This window comes from Streptomyces sp. NPDC002176, assembly GCF_044903645.1.
Classification (GTDB): domain Bacteria; phylum Actinomycetota; class Actinomycetes; order Streptomycetales; family Streptomycetaceae; genus Streptomyces.
In genome coordinates, this window is record NZ_JBJDQW010000007.1 from 159,474 (window position 1) to 177,279 (window position 17,806).

Sequence of the window (17,806 nt, forward strand, 5' to 3'; positions counted from 1 at the left end):
GAGACCCTTCCGCCCGGCCACGCGCGGAAGACGCTTCGAACAAGGGGACACCGTGGACGTGAGCGGCGGGAACGGGCAGCCGCGGCCGGACGACAACCACCCGGCCGAGCACCCCCCAGTGCCTCCGACCCCGAACCCGGAACACGACCCCGAACACGACAAGAGCGAGCCCGAACGGCCCGAACCCGGCGACACCGCCGACCGCGCCGAGCACGAGCACGAACACCGCTCCCTCGCCCACGCAGGCATCGCCCGCACCGACCCGCCCCCCGAGCGCCCCAAGGAACCCGGCGGCGGCATCCTCATGGGCCGCCCCTTCGGCGTACCCGTCTACGTCGCCCCCAGCTGGTTCCTCGTCGCCGCCCTCATCACCTGGGTCTTCGGCGGCCAGCTCGACCGCGTCCTGCCCGAACTCGGCGCCCTGCGCTACCTCGTCTCCCTCTTCTTCGCGGTCGTCTTCTACGCCTCCGTACTCGTCCACGAACTCGCGCACGTCATCGCGGCCCTCCGCTTCAAACTCCCCGTCCGCCGCATCCAGCTCCAGTTCTTCGGCGGCGTCTCCGAGATCGAGAAGGAAGCCGAGACACCCGGCCGCGAATTCGTCCTCGCCTTCGTCGGCCCCCTGCTCTCCCTCGTCCTCGCCGGACTCTTCTACCTCGCCCTCAAACCCGTCCAGCCCGGCACCGTCCCCGGCGTCCTCCTCGCCGGACTGATGATCTCCAACCTCATCGTCGCCATCTTCAACCTGCTGCCCGGCCTCCCCCTCGACGGCGGCCGCATGCTCCGCGCCGTCGTCTGGAAGATCACCGGCAAACCCATGACCGGCACCGTCGCCGCCGCCTGGGTCGGCCGCGCCCTCGCCGTCTCCGTCCTCATCGGACTGCCCCTGCTCAACCAGTCCGGCACCTTCGGCGGCGACCAGGACATCAGCGGCATGGACACCGTCACCGACGCCCTGCTCGCCGCCATCCTCGCCGCCATCATCTGGACCGGCGCCGGAAACAGCCTCCGCATGGCCCGCCTGCGCGAACACCTCCCCGACCTCCGCGCCCGCACCCTCACCCGCCGCGCCGTCCCCGTACAGAGCGACACCCCCCTCTCCGAGGGCCTGCGCCGCGCCAACGCCGCCGGAGCCCGCGCCCTCGTCGTCGTCGACACCGACGGCACCCCCCTCTCCCTCGTCCGCGAAGCCGCCATCGTCGGCGTCCCCGAACACCGCCGCCCCTGGGTCGCCGTCAGCGAACTCGCCCAGGACCTCACCGACGGCATGCGCGTCTCCGCCGAGCTCTCCGGCGAGGAACTCCTCGACACCCTCCGCGCCACCCCCGCCACCGAGTACCTCGTGATCGAGAACACCGGCGAGATCTACGGCGTCCTCTCCGCGGCGGACGTGGAGAAAGCCTTTGTCAAGGCAATGGCAAGGCCCACCTGACAACCCCGCGAAGTCGTGCCGACCAAGGGGCGCGGGGAACTGCGCGACCGGCCCCGAACGGCCCGCACCGGCCGACGCACCGCCACCTCCCCGGACCTCTGCCGACGGTCAAGCCCCCGGCGGGAAGCCGGTAAGCTGGTCACATGTCCGAACCGACCGGTGCCGCCCGCAGGCGCGGGCCCTTCAAGGTCGGGGACCAGGTTCAGCTGACCGACCCCAAGGGCCGCCACTACACGTTCACGCTCGAAGCCGGGAAGAACTTCCACACCCACAAGGGCTCCTTCCCGCACGACGAACTGATCGGTGCTCCCGAGGGCAGCGTTGTCCGCACCACCGGCAACGTGGCCTACCTCGCGCTGCGCCCCCTGCTCCCCGACTACGTCCTGTCCATGCCCCGCGGCGCCGCCGTGGTCTACCCCAAGGACGCGGGGCAGATCCTCGCCTTCGCCGACATCTTCCCCGGCGCCCGCGTCGTCGAAGCGGGCGTGGGCTCCGGCTCCCTCAGCAGCTTCCTGCTCCGCGCCATCGGCGACCAGGGCATGCTGCACTCCTACGAGCGCCGCGAGGACTTCGCCGAGATCGCCAAGCAGAACGTCGAGCGCTACTTCGGCGGCGAACACCCCGCCTGGCAGCTCACCGTCGGCGACCTCCAGGACAACCTGTCCGACACCGACGTCGACCGCGTCATCCTCGACATGCTCGCCCCCTGGGAATGCCTCGAGGCCGTCTCCAAGGCCCTCGTCCCCGGCGGCATCCTCTGCGCCTATGTCGCCACCACCACCCAGCTCGCCCGGACCGTCGAGTCCATCCGCGAGATCGGCTGCTTCAACGAGCCGACCGCCTGGGAAAGCATGATCCGCAACTGGCACATCGAGGGCCTCGCCGTCCGCCCCGATCACCGCATGATCGGCCACACCGGCTTCCTCCTCACCGCCCGCCGCCTCGCCGACGGCGTCGAGCCCCCCATGCGCCGCCGCCGCCCCGCCAAGGGCGCCTACGGCGACGACTACGCCGGACCCAACGCCGACGGCGGCGCGGGCCGCTGACCCGCACCCACCCGGCACAACACGAGGGCGCCGGGCCCCAGTTCCCCACCACCCGCGGGAACTCGGGCCCGGCGCCTTCGCATTACCCCGGCCCGCCCCAGATCCGCAGCCGCCCCGCCGTTCCCACCCACCGTGACGTGTGACACCATGCTGGCCACCCCATCACCGGCACAGCCCCACAGGAGACCCTCCTAGTGCAGCAACCCGCCGTCCCGGAGCTCGCCCGCACGGACACCCGGCCCATCCACTGGGTCGCCACGGCCACCGCGGTCGCCGGCGTGATCGCACTGACCTCCCTCGTACAGCCCGGCCCGGCCACCGCGGCCCAGCCGACCACCGCCACCGAGGCCAGGCCCGCCCCCGCGCCCACCGCCACCACCCCGCCCGGCACCACCGGCGTCGCCTTCCCCCTGGACTGCGGCCCCGTCAAAGCCGTCGTCGCCCGCAAGACCAGCGGCGACCTCGACGGCGACGGCAGACCCGAAACCGTCGCCGTCGTCCACTGCGACGCCGCCATGGGCACCCCGCCCGACGCCCTCTACGTCCTCACCCGCGACCTCGCCGACGGCCACCCACGCGTCGTCGCCACCCTCGTCCAGCCCGCCGACCGCCTCACCGTCACCGACCTCGACCTGAAAGCCCGCACCGTGACGGCCACTCTGCTCGGCTACTCCACCGACGACGTACCCAGCTGCTGCCCCGACGTCAGGAAACCCGCCGCCTGGCACTGGAACGGCCACGCCTTCCTGCGCTCCACCCCCGGCGACACCCGAGGCGTCTGAACCCTCCCGCGCGTCCACCCCGAACGCACGAAGACGCGCGCATGCCACCGCACGCGCGCGTCCTCGGGAAAACCGTGCCGGGCGGCCCTCAGTCCGCCTCGGGCCCGAACACCTCGACCCGGTCCGAAACCCGGCGTACATGAATGCACGCCCCCGGACACTCCTTCGCCGAATCCACCACGTCCGCGAGCAACGGCAACGGCACCGGCGTCGTCGCGCCCACCCCCTGGAGCAGCTCGTCGTCCGCGTCCTTCACATAGGCCAGCCCGTCGATGTCCAGCTCGAACACCTCCGGCGCGTACTGGGCGCAGATCCCGTCACCGGTACACAGGTCCTGGTCGATCCAGACCTCCAGCGCCTCGCCGTCCGGGGCCTCCTGCTGCACGCTCATCTCTCCTGACCTCGATTCGCCGGACCACGGTGCCCGGCGGCTGTCGAACATCCCGACCCTACCTCCGCCGCCCGCTTTCCCACCGTCCGCGCCCACCCGGCCAACGGATCACCCGGAACAAGCGGCTTCCGCATCACGTTCAGTGGGTATCCCCTCCGTGCGAGAGGGAGCGCACCGGGTGACCGACGACACACCTTGACAGTCTTTTTGATCTAGGGGTTTCAATCGACACCCACCCAGGTAGGGTCTGGAAGCGTCCAGCTCCCCTTGGAGGAGGTGAGGACCGTGGCAGCCCACGACGACGACATCAACCGCGGCATCCGCTCGGGACGAGGGTCCGACGACCCCGCCGGGCAGATCGCCTATCTTGAGCAGGAGATCGCCGTCCTGCGCCGCAAGCTCGCCGACTCTCCGCGGCACACGAGGATTCTCGAGGAGCGGATCGTCGAGCTTCAGACCAACCTGGCCGGCGTCTCCGCACAGAACGAGCGCCTGGCCAACACACTCCGCGAAGCCCGCGACCAGATCGTGGCCCTCAAGGAGGAAGTCGACCGGCTCGCCCAGCCGCCGGCCGGCTTCGGAGCCTTCCTGCAGGCCAACGAGGACGGCACCGCCGACATCTTCACCGGCGGCCGCAAGCTCCGCGTCAACGTCAGCCCGAGCGTCGAACTCGACACCCTCAGGCGCGGCCAGGAAGTCATGCTCAACGAGGCGCTCAACGTGGTCGAGGCCATGGAGTACGAGAGCGTCGGCGACATCGTCACCCTCAAGGAGATCCTCGAGGACGGCGAACGAGCCCTGGTACTGGGACACACCGACGAGGAACGCGTGGTCCGGCTCGCCGAACCGCTCCGGGGCGTTACCATCCGCCCTGGCGACGCCCTCCTCCTCGAACCCCGCTCCGGCTACGTCTACGAAGTCGTGCCCAAGAGCGAGGTCGAAGAGCTCGTCCTCGAAGAAGTCCCCGACATCGGCTACGAACAGATCGGCGGACTCGGCGGCCAGATCGAGGCCATCCGCGACGCCGTCGAGCTCCCTTACCTCTACCCCGACCTCTTCAAGGAGCACGAGCTGCGCCCGCCCAAGGGCGTCCTCCTCTACGGACCCCCCGGATGCGGTAAGACCCTGATCGCCAAGGCCGTCGCCAACTCGCTCGCCAAGAAGGTCGCCGAAGTGACCGGACAGGCATCGGGCAAGAGCTTCTTCCTCAACATCAAGGGCCCCGAACTGCTCAACAAGTACGTCGGCGAGACCGAGCGGCAGATCCGCCTCGTCTTCCAGCGTGCCCGGGAGAAGGCCAGCGAAGGCACCCCCGTCATCGTCTTCTTCGACGAGATGGAATCCCTCTTCCGCACCCGCGGCTCCGGCGTCAGCTCGGACGTGGAGAACACCATCGTCCCCCAGCTCCTCGCCGAGATCGACGGCGTCGAGGGCCTGCAGAACGTGGTCGTCATCGGCGCCTCCAACCGCGAGGACATGATCGACCCCGCCATCCTGCGGCCCGGCCGACTCGACGTGAAGATCAAGATCGAGCGTCCGGACGCCGAAGCGGCCAAGGACATCTTCGGCAAGTACCTCACCGAGCGCCTCCCGCTGCACTCCGACGACCTCGGCGAGCACGGCGGCGACAAGGAGATCACCGTCCAGAGCATGATCCAGACGGCGGTCGAGCAGATGTACGCCGAATCCGAGGAGAACCGCTTCCTGGAAGTCACCTACGCCAACGGCGACAAGGAAGTCCTCTACTTCAAGGACTTCAACTCCGGCGCCATGATCGAGAACATCGTGGGCCGCGCCAAGAAGATGGCGATCAAGGACTTCCTCGACAAGAGCCAGAAGGGCCTCCGCGTCTCCCACCTCCTCCAGGCATGCGTGGACGAGTTCAAGGAGAACGAGGACCTGCCCAACACCACCAACCCCGACGACTGGGCCCGGATCTCCGGAAAGAAGGGCGAGCGGATCGTCTACATCCGCACCCTCATCACCGGAAAGCAGGGCGCGGACACCGGACGGTCCATCGACACGGTGGCGAACACCGGTCAGTACCTGTAAAAGGCCGAGCGGCTGCGGATGCCCGCCTCGGGCATCCGCAGCCGCTCGCTTTTCAGGCCACGACCGGAGCAGTCAATGACGCAAATGATCTCCCCACCAGTGCAAAGGCGTTCTAGGCTCATTCCTACCGCCGAGTCGCGCAGTGCGGGGACGGGCACCGCACACGCACCGGAGCGCCAGCGGTACGCGAGCGACACCCAAGACAGAGGGTGCCGCCGGGCAAGGAGGGCCGCATGACCGTACGGCGAGTAATGGGCATCGAGACGGAGTACGGCATCTCCGTCCCCGGCCACCCCAACGCCAATGCCATGCTCACCTCGTCCCAGATCGTCAACGCCTATGCGGCGGCGATGCACCGGGCCCGCCGGGCCCGCTGGGACTTCGAGGAGGAGAACCCGCTGCGCGACGCGCGAGGCTTCGACCTCACCCGGGAGGCCGCCGACTCCAGCCAGCTCACCGACGAGGACATCGGCCTCGCCAACGTCATCCTCACCAACGGCGCCCGGCTCTACGTCGACCACGCCCACCCCGAATACAGCGCCCCCGAGGTCACCAACCCGCGCGACGCCGTCCTCTGGGACAAGGCGGGCGAACGCATCATGGCCGAGGCCGCCGAACGCGCCGCCGCGCTGCCCGGCGCCCAGCCCATCCACCTCTACAAGAACAACACCGACAACAAGGGCGCCTCCTACGGCACGCACGAGAACTACCTGATGAAGCGGGAGACCGCCTTCTCGGACATCGTGCGCCACCTGACGCCCTTCTTCGTCTCCCGCCAGGTCTTCGCGGGCGCCGGCCGCGTCGGCATCGGGCAGGACGGCCACGAACACGGCTTCCAGCTCAGCCAGCGCGCCGACTACTTCGAGGTCGAGGTGGGCCTCGAGACCACCCTCAAACGGCCCATCATCAACACCCGCGACGAACCCCACGCGGACGCCGAGAAGTACCGCCGCCTGCACGTGATCATCGGCGACGCCAACCTCTCGGAGATCTCCACCTACCTCAAGCTGGGCACCACCGCACTGGTCCTCTCCATGATCGAGGACAACTTCATCGCGGTGGACCTCGCCGTGGACCAGCCCGTCCGCACCCTCCACCAGGTCTCCCACGACCCCTCCCTCCAGCACCTCATCACGCTGCGCAGCGGGCGCACGCTCACCGCCGTGCAGCTGCAGATGGAGTACTTCGAGCTGGCCCGCAAATACGTCGAGGAGCGCTACGGCGCCGACGCCGACGACCAGACCAAGGACGTCCTCGTCCGCTGGGAGGACACCCTCACCCGGCTGGAGAGCGACCCCATGAGCCTGGCCGCCGAACTCGACTGGGTCGCCAAACGGCAGCTCATGGAGGGCTACCGCCGCCGCGACGACCTCGACTGGGACGCGCCCCGGCTGCACCTGGTCGACCTCCAGTACGCCGACGTACGCCCCGAGAAGGGCCTCTACAACCGCCTGGTCGCCAAGGGCCGCATGAAGCGGCTGCTGGACGAGGCGGAGGTCGAGCGGGCGCGCACGAAGCCGCCGGAGGACACCCGCGCCTACTTCCGCGGGCGGTGCCTGGAGCAGTACGCGGACGACGTGGCCGCGGCCTCCTGGGACTCGGTCATCTTCGACCTCCCCGGCCGCGATTCGCTCCAGCGGGTGCCAACCCTGGAACCGCTTCGCGGAACGCGAAATCACGTCAAGGAGCTGCTGGACCGGTGCCGGACCGCCGACGAGCTGGTCAGGGTGCTCTCCGGCAATTGAAACCCCGGCCCGGGGCATTGATTCGGCTCCCTTCGCAGGGTGGAAATCCCGGCGTCAGGGAATCATCGAGATGGCCCCCGTACGTTCCTGGAACTACGGGGCCGATGTCGGACCCGGCTTGTAGGGTCTGATCATCACCGAACGGCGAACTGAGCGGGGTGAGGGTTATGGCGACCAAGGACACCGGCGGCGGCCAGCAGAAGGCCACACGCTCCACCGAAGAGGTCGAGGAGCAGACCCAGGAAGCACAGGGCTCCGAAGACCTCAAGGAACGACAGGAAAAACTGAGCGACGACGTCGACTCGGTGCTGGACGAAATCGATGACGTACTCGAGGAAAACGCGGAGGATTTCGTGCGCTCCTTCGTGCAAAAAGGCGGCGAATAAAGGCCGGATGGCAAGCTCGCCTTTGAAGTGAAGGGTGCGGGGGAATCGGGTGGCTGAGGGACCGACCGCGAAACGCTGCGGGAAGTGCGAGCGGGAGATGGCTCCCGCGGCGTTCGCGCGGGACCGGAACCGACGCGACGGCCTCCAGCCGTACTGCCGGGAATGCGTGGCGAAATACAGCGCCTCGCATTACCGGCGCCGCCGTGAGGCCATGGGGAAGCCGGTCCGGGAAAACGTGGACGTGCCGTCCGGGCACAAGCTCTGCCGGGCGTGCGGAGAGGTCAAGCCGCACAGCGAATGGCATCGCAACGCGAGCGCCTCGGACGGCCTGTCCACCCGGTGCCGAGCCTGCCGGGCCGCCTACGGTCGGCAGGACCACCTCAAGCGCCATTACGGCCTCAGCGAGTCCGAGCGGGACGCCCTGATCGCCTCGCAGGGCGGTGTCTGCTGCATCTGTCTTTCTGCTCCGCCCGCACATGTGGATCACTGCCATGAGACGGGTAGGGTCCGAGGCGTACTGTGCTTCAGTTGCAATGCCGCGCTGGGGCAGTTGAGGGATCGGCCCGATGCCATAAGGCGGGCTGCTGCATACGTGGAAGGAAACGCGTGGAAGCCAACACTCGTAGCACCGGGCGTCTACCAGCTGCCTTCCTGACGCCTGGGTCGTCCTCCTTCATGGACTTCCTGTCGGACCACCAGCCGGAGCTGCTGCCGGGGAAGCGGACGCTGCCGCCGGTGCAGGGCGTGATCGAGGCCCCGCACGGGACGACGATCGTGGCCGTCACCTTCCCCGGTGGTGTGGTCCTCGCCGGTGACCGCCGGGCCACCATGGGCAACGTCATCGCCCAGCGGGACATCGAGAAGGTGTTCCCGACGGACGAGTACTCGGCGGTCGGCATCGCCGGCACGGCGGGTCTGGCCGTGGAGATGGTGAAGCTCTTCCAGCTGGAGCTGGAGCACTTCGAGAAGGTCGAGGGCGCCCAGCTGTCCCTGGAGGGCAAGGCGAACCGCCTGTCGACGATGATCCGCTCCAACCTCGGCATGGCCATGCAGGGCCTGGCCGTGGTGCCGCTGTTCGCGGGGTACGACCTGGACCGCGAGAGGGGCCGCATCTTCTCGTACGACGTGACGGGCGGCCGCAGCGAGGAGCACAACTTCGCGGCGACCGGCTCGGGCTCGGTGTTCGCGCGCGGTGCGATGAAGAAGCTGTTCCGCGGCGACCTGACCGAGGAGGAGGCCACCACCCTGGTCGTGCAGGCGCTGTACGACGCGGCCGACGACGACTCGGCGACCGGTGGTCCCGATGTCGCCCGCCGGATCTATCCGATCATCACGGTGATCACCGACGAGGGCTTCCGCAGGCTGACCGAGGAGCAGGCGTCCGAGCTGTCGCGCGCGGTGCTGCAGCGGCGGCTGGAGCAGCCGGACGGTCCGCGGGCCGCCCTGCTCTGAGCGGGCTTCCGGTCTTCACAGCGAGGTGATCCAGTGACCATGACAGAAAGGGACGGATAACCGGTGTCGACGCCGTTCTATGTCTCACCCCAGCAGGCCATGGCGGACCGCGCCGAGTACGCCCGCAAGGGCATCGCGCGCGGTCGCAGCCTGGTGGTCATGCAGTACGCCGACGGCATCGTGTTCGTCGGCGAGAACCCGTCCCGTGCGCTGCACAAGTTCAGCGAGATCTATGACCGGATCGGTTTCGCGGCCGCCGGTAAGTACAACGAGTACGAGAATCTGCGTATCGGTGGTGTGCGGTACGCGGATCTGCGGGGTTACACCTATGACCGTGACGATGTGACCGCGCGCGGCCTGGCGAACGTGTACGCGCAGACGCTGGGCACGATCTTCTCCTCGGCGGCCGAGAAGCCGTACGAGGTGGAGCTGGTGGTGGCGGAGGTCGGCGGGACTCCGGACGGTGACCAGATCTACCGGCTGCCGCACGACGGTTCCATCGTGGACGAGCACGGTTCGGTGGCGGTCGGCGGCAACGCGGAGCAGATCAGTACGTTCCTGGACCAGCGGCACCGGGACGGGATGAGTCTGGCGGAGGCGTTGAAGCTGGCGGTGCAGGCGCTGTCGCGGGACACCAATGGCGGTGAGCGGGAGATTCCGGCGGAGCGTCTCGAGGTGGCGGTGCTGGACCGGACGCGTCCGCAGAAGCGGAAGTTCAAGCGCATCGTGGGCGGTCAGCTGTCGCGGCTGCTGGCGGCGAACGGTGCGACGACCGAGGCGGAGAGCGCGGACGACCCGGAGGACGCCGCGGGTGCGTCGGGCTCGTCGGGTGGTTCGGGCTCCGCGAAGGAGTGAGGCGCGCGCCCCGCGCGGTGTTGTTCAGGTGCCCTCGGCCGGTCTCCGGTCGGGGGCGCTTCGTGTCGGTGGCGCCCCATGACCCCTAGGAGGGCCGTGGTGGGGCCGTGGAGGCTCGGGGGATGAGCTGGACCGGGATGTCCCCGTGCGCGGGTTCGCGGCCGTCCAGGACGGCGAGGAGGGCTTGCATGCCGCGTTCGCCGAAGAGTTCGGCGTCGAGGCGGACGGTGGTGAGTTCGGGGTCGAGGGCGGTGGCGAGGGCGAGGTCGTCGAGGCCGGTGACGGAGATGTCGTCGGGGATGCGCAGGCCGAGGCGGCGCAGGGCCTTGTAGGCGCCTGCGGCGAGTTTGTCGTCGTCGCAGACGATGGCGGTGGGGCGGGGGCCGGGGGTGGTGAGGGCGGCCTCGGTGGCGGCGCGGGCGGCGTCGATGGTGATGGGCGCGTGGGCGGTGCTGAGCCGGGTGCCGGGGGTGGTGGCGAGGCGGTCGGCGAGTTCGCGGGCGCGGATCTGGAAGGTCCAGGAGGGTACGTCGGCGGCGAGGTGGAGCAGGTGGCGGTGGCCTAGGGCGAGGAGGTGGTCGGTGACCTGGCGGACGCCGTCGGTGATGTCGAGGTTGACGGTGGCGGCGCCGAGGCTGCCCGCGGGGTCGCTGTCGAGCATGACGAGGGGGAGTTGGTCGCCGCTGATGGCGGTGAGGGCGTCGGCGGCCATGGAGGAGGCGATGACGCCGTCGAGGGCGGCCTGGGCGGAGGCGAAGGGGTCGCGGGCGGGGCCGACGCCTTCGGGGGAGGGGTAGAGGACGACGCCGAAGCCGTGTTCGGCGGCGACGCGGGCGGCTCCGGTGTAGACGCCCGCGAAGAACTCGGTGGTGAGGGCGGGGACGACGAGGAGGACGGTGCGGGTGTGGCCGAGGCGGAGGTTGCGGGCGGCGAGGTTGGGGCGGTAGCCGAGGTCGGTGGCGGCCTGGCGTACGCGTTCCGCGGTGGTCTCGGCGACGCGGCCGCGCCATTTGTCGCCGAGGACGAGGGAGACGGCGGCCTGGCTGACTCCGGCCGCGCGGGCGACGTCACGGCTGGTCGGGCGCGTGCTGCTGGGTGCCACCGCGGGCGTGCTCCTTGGTGTGGGCTGGGTGCTGTGTGGACGGTCGGACAGCGCACATGGTACGTATGAAAGCGTTAGTTATACGTAACACTTCGGGGACATCGCGACGCCGGTCGGGGGTGCCGGAGCGGCCGCTGAAGGGGCGGGACATGGCGACGGGTTATCTGGAGATCCTGCGGGCGCGGCATGCGCTGCGGCTGTTGACGGGGACGCTGGTGGGGCGGCTGCCCAACGCGGTGGCGCCGATCGCCATGGTGCTGTTCGTGCGCGCGGAGGGCGGAACGTACAGCCTGGCGGGTGCGCTGGCGGCGGTGTACGGGGTGGCGAACGCGGTGGGCCAGCCGCTGCTGGGGCGGCTGGTGGACCTGTACGGGCAGCCGAGGGTGCAGTTGCCCGCGGCGGTGGGGTCGGCGCTGGCGATGGCGGGGTTCGCGTTCTGCGGGATCGGTCCGCTGGGCCCGGCGTACGCGCTGGTGGCGTTGTCGGGGCTGCTGACGCCGCCGTTGGAGGGCGGGCTGCGGGCGTTGTGGCCGTCGGTGCTGCGCCGGGGGGATCAGGTGCACACGGCGTACGCGCTGGACGCGGTGGCGCAGGAGGTGATGTTCACGGTCGGCCCGCTGCTGGTGACGTTGTGCGTGTCGGTGTGGTCGGAGCGGGCGGCGCTGCTGGTGCTGAATCTGCTGGGGGTGCTGGGGGCGCTGTCGGTGGTGGTGTCGGCGCCGTCGCGGGCGTGGCGGTCGGAGCCGCGGGAGGCGCACTGGCTGGGGGCGCTGAGGTCGCGGGGGCTGCTGGCGCTGCTGGGGGCGTTCCTGTTCGTGGGGATCGCGATGGGGTCGATCACGGTGGCGTCGGTGTCGTACGCGGACGGGCACGGCGGGGACGCGGTGTACGGCTGGATGATGGCGGGGCTGGGTCTGGGCGCGCTGGTCGGCGGGACGGTGTACGGGGCGCGGCACTGGCCGGGGGCTCCGGAGCGGCGGCTCAGGGTGCTGGTGGCGTTGCTGGCGGTGTGTTACCTGCCGTTGCTGTCGATGCCGGGCACGGTGGCGATGGTGCTGTTGTCGGTGGTGTCGGGGGTGTTCCTGGCGCCGTGCATCGCGTGCGCGTTCATCATCGTGGACCGGCATGCTCCGGCGGGGACGGTGACGGAGGCTTTCTCGTGGCTGGTGACGACGTTCATGGTGGGCGCGTCGGTGGGTACGGGGCTCGCGGGGCCGGTGGTCCAGTCGGGTGGTGCGTCGTGGGGGTTCGCGCTGCCGGGGGTGGCGGGGGCGGTGTCGTTGCTGGTGCTGCTGGCCACGGGACGGGTGCTGACGGCTCCGGTGGCGGGTGGTGTGGTTGCGGCTTCATCGGAAAATGATCCAGATCGTGCTGCCGAACCCCGTTTCAGTTCAGGGGATCGGGCGTAATGTTCAGTCATGGACCGCCGCATTTTCGGGCTGGAGAACGAGTACGGCGTCACGTGCACGTTCAGGGGACAGCGGCGTCTGTCTCCTGACGAGGTGGCGCGGTACCTCTTCCGCCGTGTCGTGTCATGGGGCCGCAGCAGCAATGTCTTTCTGCGGAACGGTGCCCGGCTGTATCTCGACGTGGGCTCACATCCGGAATACGCGACACCCGAGTGTGACAATGTGACCGAGCTGGTCACTCACGACAAGGCCGGCGAGCGCATTCTCGAGGGACTCCTGGTGGACGCGGAACGACGCCTGCACGAGGAGGGAATCGCGGGCGACGTCTACCTCTTCAAGAACAACACCGACTCGGCGGGCAACTCCTATGGTTGCCACGAGAACTATCTGGTGGCGCGGCACGGGGAGTTCTCCCGGCTCGCGGACATCCTCATCCCGTTCCTGGTGACCCGGCAGCTGCTGTGCGGCGCGGGCAAGGTGCTGCAGACTCCGCGTGGTGCGGTGTACTGCGTGAGCCAGCGGGCGGAGCACATCTGGGAGGGCGTGTCGTCGGCGACGACGCGTTCGAGGCCCATCATCAACACCCGTGACGAGCCGCACGCGGACGCCGAGCGCTATCGGCGGCTGCATGTCATCGTGGGTGACTCGAACATGTCCGAGACGACCATGCTGCTGAAGGTCGGTGCCACCGATCTGGTGCTGCGCATGATCGAGGCGGGCACGGTGATGCGGGATCTGACGCTGGAGAACCCGATCCGGGCGATCCGCGAGGTCAGTCATGACATCACCGGGCGGCGCAAGGTGCGTCTCGCCAGTGGTCGGGAGGCGTCGGCGCTGGAGGTGCAGCGCGAGTACTTCGACAAGGCGGTGGACTTCTGTGACCGCCGGGGCATCCGTACGGGCACGGTCGCGCAGGTGCTGGAGCTGTGGGGCCGGACGCTGGACGCGATCGAGTCGGAGGATCTGGACCGGATCGGTACCGAGATCGACTGGGTGATGAAGTACAAGCTCATCGAGCGGTACCGCGAGAAGCACAACATGACGATGTCGCATCCGCGGGTCGCGCAGATAGACCTCGCGTATCACGACATCCACCGGCGTCGTGGGCTGTACTACCTGCTGGAGAAGAAGGGTCAGGCGGCGCGGATCTGCAATGACCTGAAGATCTTCGAGGGCAAGTCGGTGCCGCCGCAGACGACTCGGGCGCGGCTGCGTGGTGATTTCATCCGGCGGGCGCAGGAACAGCGCCGGGACTTCACGGTCGACTGGGTGCATCTGAAGCTCAACGACCAGGCGCAGCGCACGGTGTTGTGCAAGGACCCGTTCCGTTCGGTGGACGACCGGGTGGAGAAGCTGATCGCCGGAATGTAGGAGTGGCCCCTCGGGTCGCGGCTTTTGGCGCTGTATTGCCGTCAGCGCCACACGGGCGCCGTACGTTTCCCGTACGGCGCCCTTGTCACGCCGTAGAGTTGCGCGCACCAATCCGCAAGATCGACCGATTACGAGGCATCTCCCGTGCGCCGACGCTCACTCCTCCTGGCCGCCGTTCCCGCTGGACTGGTCACGCTCGCCGGGTGCGGCGACGGGGATTCGAAGTCCAGCGAAGCGAGTGCGTCCCCGTCGCCCTCGGCGTCGTCGCCTCCGCCGCCGAAGATCGTGGACGGTCCGCTGCCGGCGATCACGGCGGGCACGAAGTTCGGTCAGAAGCCGACGGTCGCCAAGGGGTCGGGGGACCCGTCGAAGGACCTGGCGGTCAAGACGGTGATCGCGGGCAACGGCCGTACGGTGGCGGAGAACGACTTCATCCAGGCGAACTACCTGGGCCAGATCTGGAGCTCGGGGAAGGTCTTCGACAACTCCTACGACCGCAATCCGCTGGTGCTGCAGCTGGCGCAGGGCAGCATCATCGACGGCTGGCGGTACGCGCTGACGGGGAAGAAGATCGGCAGCCGGGTGGAGATCGCGGTGCCGCCGACCTGGGGGTACGGGCCGTCGGGCAATGAGCAGGCGGGGATCAAGGGCACGGACACGCTGGTGTTCGTGATCGATCTGCTGGACTCCTTCAACGCCAAGAGTTCGGCGAAGGGCAAGGAGATCCCGCAGACGGACGCGGCGCTGCCGAAGGTGGCCACGAACACGGACGGCAACCTGCCGAAGGTGACGCTGCCGAAGTCGGACCCGCCGAAGAAGCTGGTGTCGAACTACGTCCTGGAGGGTGACGGGGACGAGGTCACCAAGAAGCAGGCGATCCTGTGCCAGTTCCAGGGCCTGGAGTGGCAGGGCGGCCGGACGTTCCAGAAGACGTACGGTTCGGGGCGGCTGAGCCAGTTCTCGGTGGAGCAGATGGAGCAGGTCGTGAAGGGACTCGCGCAGGGGGTCACGGGGAAGAAGGTCGGCAGCCGGGTGCTGATCGTGGTGCCGCCGGACCTGGGCTACGGCGACAACCCGCCGAGCGGGAGCGGTATCAAGAAGGGCGCCACGCTGGTCTTCACGGTGGACATCCTCGCGGCGATGTAGCGTTCCGGCGCCGGAGCTGCGGGGATGACAGACTGTCCGTGTTTCGTTTCGTACACAAGCAGGAGCTTTTGACGTGAGCATCGACAAGCCCGAGGTCGACTTTCCGGGCGGCGAGCCGCCGAAGGACCTTGAGATCAAGGACATCTGGGAGGGCGACGGTGAGGTCGCCGAGGCGGGCGACTTCGTCAAGGTGCACTACGTGGGCGTCGCGTTCTCCACGGGTGAGGAGTTCGACGCGTCCTGGAACCGCGGTACGCCGCTGGACTTCAAGCTGGGTGCCGGCCAGGTCATCCAGGGCTGGGACAACGGTGTGCAGGGCATGAAGGTCGGCGGTCGCCGCCAGCTGGTCATCCCGGCGCACCTCGCGTACGGCGACCGGGGTGCCGGTGGCCGGATCGCGCCGGGTGAGACGCTGATCTTCGTCTGCGACCTCGTGGGCGTCGGCAAGCGCTGACCTGAGCCGGTCTGATCGGTTCTGATCGAAGTGGGGCCCGCGCCTGGTGCGCGGGCCCTTCTTCTTTGACCCTTGTCGTCCGCATCGGCCCTTCTTCTTTGCTCCGGCTTTTGCCGCGCCACCCCGGAGCGGTACGGTCGACGGTCGGAAGCATCTGAGGGAAGGCGTAGGGCGTCGATGGCCATTGCCAAGGCCGAGCGGCTGATGAACCTCGCGCTGTGCCTGCTCGGCACACGGCGGCCGCTCAGCAAGCGCGAGCTGCGCGGGTCCATCGAGGCGTACCTGGAAGCGGGGTCGGACGACTCCTTCAACCGGATGTTCGAGCGGGACAAGGACGATCTGCGCGAGCTGGGCCTGGTCATCGAGACCGTGGAGAACCTCGAGGGCGATGTCGGCTATCTCGCCCGCCGCGACAGCAACCGGCTGCCCGCGATCACCCTGGACGCCGAGGAGGCCGCGGCCCTGGGCCTGGCCGCCAAGGTCTGGCAGCAGGCCCGGCTGGCCGGTGCGGCCAGCGGCGCCCTGCAGAAGCTGCGCGCGGCCGGGCTGCCCGAGGACGTCGACCCCTATGGCTCGCACGGCGCGCTGGAGCCGCGCATCCCCGTGCACGAGGCCGCCTTCGAACCGCTGATGCTGGCCTGCCGGGACCGCCGCCCGGTCGTCTTCGACTACCGCAAGGCGTCCGCCGCCCGCCCCGAGACCCGGCATGTCGAGCCGTGGGCGCTGGAGTGCTGGCGCGGCCACTGGTACCTGGCGGGTCACGACCGTGAGCGGGGCGCGGAGCGCGTCTTCCGGCTGTCCCGGATCACCGGCAAGGTCCGGGCGCGCGGTACGGGCTTCACCGCGCCGGTGCCGGACGTGGTCACCGTGCGGGAGACCGTCGCCGGGTGGGCGGGGGAGACCGCCGACCGCTCGGCGCTGATCCGGCTGCGCGCGGGCGCCGGTTACCCCTTGCGGGCCAAGGCCGGCAAGGTGCGGGAACTGGGCGACGGCTGGGACGAGTTGGAGATTCCGTACGGGCACGGGCTGGATGCCTGGCTGGTGGAGTTCGGGCCGGACGTGGTGGTGCTGGAACCGGCCGAGCTGCGTGCGGACGTGGTGGACCGGCTGCGTGCCGTGGCCAAGGGCTGAGGGGGAACGGAACCAAGACCATGGCAGGCAAACCGGCAAGGCCCGTGAACGCCATCGACCAGACCCGGCGGATGCTCTCGCTGGTCACGTATCTGCGCGAGCGCCCCGGCGCCCGGATCGCGGACGTGGCCCGCGCCTTCGGCATCACCGAGGACGAACTCGTCTCCGACCTGGATGTGCTGCCCATGTGCGGCACCAGTTTCCGCGGCGGGGACCTGCTCGACATCGACACCGACGGCGAGCGCATCTGGTGGCACAACCCGGCGGCGCTCGGCGAGGACGCGGCCGAACCGCTGCGGCTCGCCGCCGACGAGGCGACCGCGCTGCTGGTGGCCGCCCGCGCGGTGGCCACGCTGCCCGGGCTGCGCGAGAGCGACCGGCAGGCGCTGGTGCGGGCCACCGCCAAGGTGGAGACCGCCGCCGGTGAGGCGGCCGGGGCCAGCTCCCGGCTCTCGGTGACCTTCGAGTCCGAGGGCGGTGTCTTCGCCGACGTGGACCGGGCCATCTCCGAGCGCCGCCGCCTGTGGGTGCGCTACTACTCCCCGGCCCGCGACGAGCTGACCGAGCGGGAGATCGACCCGATCCGCCTGGTCACCATGGGGCACACCTACGTCGAGGCGTGGTGCCGCCGTTCCGAGGCGCGCCGTACCTTCCGGCTGGACCGGGTCGCTGAGATCCGGATTCTCGACGAGCCCGCCGCGCCGCCCGAGATAGAACCGCGCGACCTGTCCGAGGGGCTGGTGCAGCCCGCCGCCGAAGACCCGGAGGTCGTGGTCGAGGTCGGCCCCGGCGGCCGCTGGGTCGCCGAGTACTACCCGCACGACAGCGCCGAGGAGCTGCCCGACGGCGGCCTGCGCATCACGCTGCGCACCCCCGACCCGGCGTCCCTGCGGCGCCTGGCCCTGCGGCTCGGCCCGGACGGCCGGATCGTCTCACCGTCCGACCTCGCCGACCGCGCCCGCCGGGCCGCCCGCGAGGCGCTGGCGGCGTACGAGGGGCCGGAGCACACGCCGTGAACGAGACCTCGGCGCCGGTGACGCGCGAGGTGACGG

Annotated in this window: 17 protein-coding genes; 15 read left to right on the forward strand and 2 right to left on the reverse strand. The window is 69.6% G+C overall.

Features of this window, described 5'->3' with window-relative positions; all coding sequences use genetic code 11:
- The first annotated feature begins 52 nt into the window (after positions 1–52).
- From ACI2LY_RS28715 to ACI2LY_RS28725, 3 genes are all read left to right on the forward strand, one after another.
- The gene (locus ACI2LY_RS28715) at positions 53–1,432 is read left to right on the forward strand and encodes a site-2 protease family protein (RefSeq protein ID WP_404709676.1); all 1,380 of its coding nucleotides are present in this window, start codon (positions 53–55) and stop codon (positions 1,430–1,432) included.
- 143 nt (positions 1,433–1,575) lie between these two features.
- On the forward strand, positions 1,576–2,478 hold the full coding sequence (locus ACI2LY_RS28720; RefSeq protein ID WP_389004769.1) for a tRNA (adenine-N1)-methyltransferase: 903 nt from the start codon (positions 1,576–1,578) through the stop codon (positions 2,476–2,478).
- A gap of 194 nt (positions 2,479–2,672) precedes the next feature.
- The gene (locus tag ACI2LY_RS28725; RefSeq protein WP_404709677.1) at positions 2,673–3,260 is read left to right on the forward strand and encodes a hypothetical protein; all 588 of its coding nucleotides are present in this window, start codon (positions 2,673–2,675) and stop codon (positions 3,258–3,260) included.
- A gap of 88 nt (positions 3,261–3,348) precedes the next feature.
- Here the strand turns inward: ACI2LY_RS28725 and ACI2LY_RS28730 are convergent, their stop codons facing one another.
- Positions 3,349–3,651 carry a ferredoxin gene (locus ACI2LY_RS28730; RefSeq protein ID WP_389004767.1) on the reverse strand — a complete coding sequence of 101 codons (303 nt, stop codon included), beginning with the start codon at positions 3,649–3,651 and terminating at the stop codon, positions 3,349–3,351.
- 285 nt (positions 3,652–3,936) lie between these two features.
- Here ACI2LY_RS28730 and arc point away from each other — a divergent pair, with 285 nt between their 5' ends.
- The 6 genes from arc (at position 3,937) to prcA (ending at position 10,141) form a co-directional block, all read left to right on the forward strand.
- On the forward strand, positions 3,937–5,703 hold the full coding sequence (gene arc / locus ACI2LY_RS28735) for a proteasome ATPase (RefSeq protein WP_389004766.1): 1,767 nt from the start codon (positions 3,937–3,939) through the stop codon (positions 5,701–5,703).
- A gap of 233 nt (positions 5,704–5,936) precedes the next feature.
- Positions 5,937–7,448 carry a depupylase/deamidase Dop gene (dop, locus tag ACI2LY_RS28740; protein ID WP_401633554.1) on the forward strand — a complete coding sequence of 504 codons (1,512 nt, stop codon included), beginning with the start codon at positions 5,937–5,939 and terminating at the stop codon, positions 7,446–7,448.
- A gap of 167 nt (positions 7,449–7,615) precedes the next feature.
- Positions 7,616–7,834, forward strand: a complete 219-nt coding sequence (locus ACI2LY_RS28745) for a ubiquitin-like protein Pup (RefSeq protein WP_393915902.1) — start codon at positions 7,616–7,618, stop codon at positions 7,832–7,834.
- 97 nt (positions 7,835–7,931) lie between these two features.
- On the forward strand, positions 7,932–8,489 hold the full coding sequence (locus ACI2LY_RS28750) for an endonuclease VII domain-containing protein (protein ID WP_404709678.1): 558 nt from the start codon (positions 7,932–7,934) through the stop codon (positions 8,487–8,489).
- Positions 8,441–9,286, forward strand: coding sequence for a proteasome subunit beta (gene prcB / locus ACI2LY_RS28755; RefSeq protein WP_404709679.1), 846 nt, complete (start codon positions 8,441–8,443; stop codon positions 9,284–9,286). Before ACI2LY_RS28750 ends, prcB begins: the two co-directional genes overlap by 49 nt.
- A 63-nt stretch (positions 9,287–9,349) precedes the next feature.
- The gene (gene prcA / locus ACI2LY_RS28760) at positions 9,350–10,141 is read left to right on the forward strand and encodes a proteasome subunit alpha (protein WP_404709680.1); all 792 of its coding nucleotides are present in this window, start codon (positions 9,350–9,352) and stop codon (positions 10,139–10,141) included.
- A gap of 85 nt (positions 10,142–10,226) precedes the next feature.
- On the opposite strand, the gene ACI2LY_RS28765 is transcribed toward prcA, so the two are convergent.
- Entirely contained in the window at positions 10,227–11,243 is a 1,017-nt protein-coding gene (locus ACI2LY_RS28765) for a LacI family DNA-binding transcriptional regulator (protein WP_404709681.1), read from the reverse strand.
- 149 nt (positions 11,244–11,392) lie between these two features.
- On the opposite strand from ACI2LY_RS28765, the gene ACI2LY_RS28770 reads away from it, so the two are divergent.
- From ACI2LY_RS28770 to ACI2LY_RS28795, 6 genes are all read left to right on the forward strand, one after another.
- Entirely contained in the window at positions 11,393–12,652 is a 1,260-nt protein-coding gene (locus ACI2LY_RS28770; RefSeq protein ID WP_404709682.1) for an MFS transporter, read from the forward strand.
- A gap of 9 nt (positions 12,653–12,661) precedes the next feature.
- Complete coding sequence (gene pafA, locus ACI2LY_RS28775) at positions 12,662–14,023, forward strand: Pup--protein ligase (RefSeq protein ID WP_389004760.1); 1,362 nt, start codon at positions 12,662–12,664, stop codon at positions 14,021–14,023.
- Positions 14,024–14,167: 144 nt separating this feature from the next.
- Complete coding sequence (locus tag ACI2LY_RS28780) at positions 14,168–15,169, forward strand: FKBP-type peptidyl-prolyl cis-trans isomerase (protein WP_404709683.1); 1,002 nt, start codon at positions 14,168–14,170, stop codon at positions 15,167–15,169.
- A gap of 73 nt (positions 15,170–15,242) precedes the next feature.
- On the forward strand, positions 15,243–15,623 hold the full coding sequence (locus ACI2LY_RS28785) for an FKBP-type peptidyl-prolyl cis-trans isomerase (protein ID WP_404709684.1): 381 nt from the start codon (positions 15,243–15,245) through the stop codon (positions 15,621–15,623).
- A gap of 177 nt (positions 15,624–15,800) precedes the next feature.
- Positions 15,801–16,754 carry a helix-turn-helix transcriptional regulator gene (locus tag ACI2LY_RS28790; protein ID WP_389004757.1) on the forward strand — a complete coding sequence of 318 codons (954 nt, stop codon included), beginning with the start codon at positions 15,801–15,803 and terminating at the stop codon, positions 16,752–16,754.
- A gap of 20 nt (positions 16,755–16,774) precedes the next feature.
- Positions 16,775–17,770 carry a helix-turn-helix transcriptional regulator gene (locus tag ACI2LY_RS28795; RefSeq protein WP_404709685.1) on the forward strand — a complete coding sequence of 332 codons (996 nt, stop codon included), beginning with the start codon at positions 16,775–16,777 and terminating at the stop codon, positions 17,768–17,770.
- Positions 17,771–17,806: the final 36 nt, after the last annotated feature.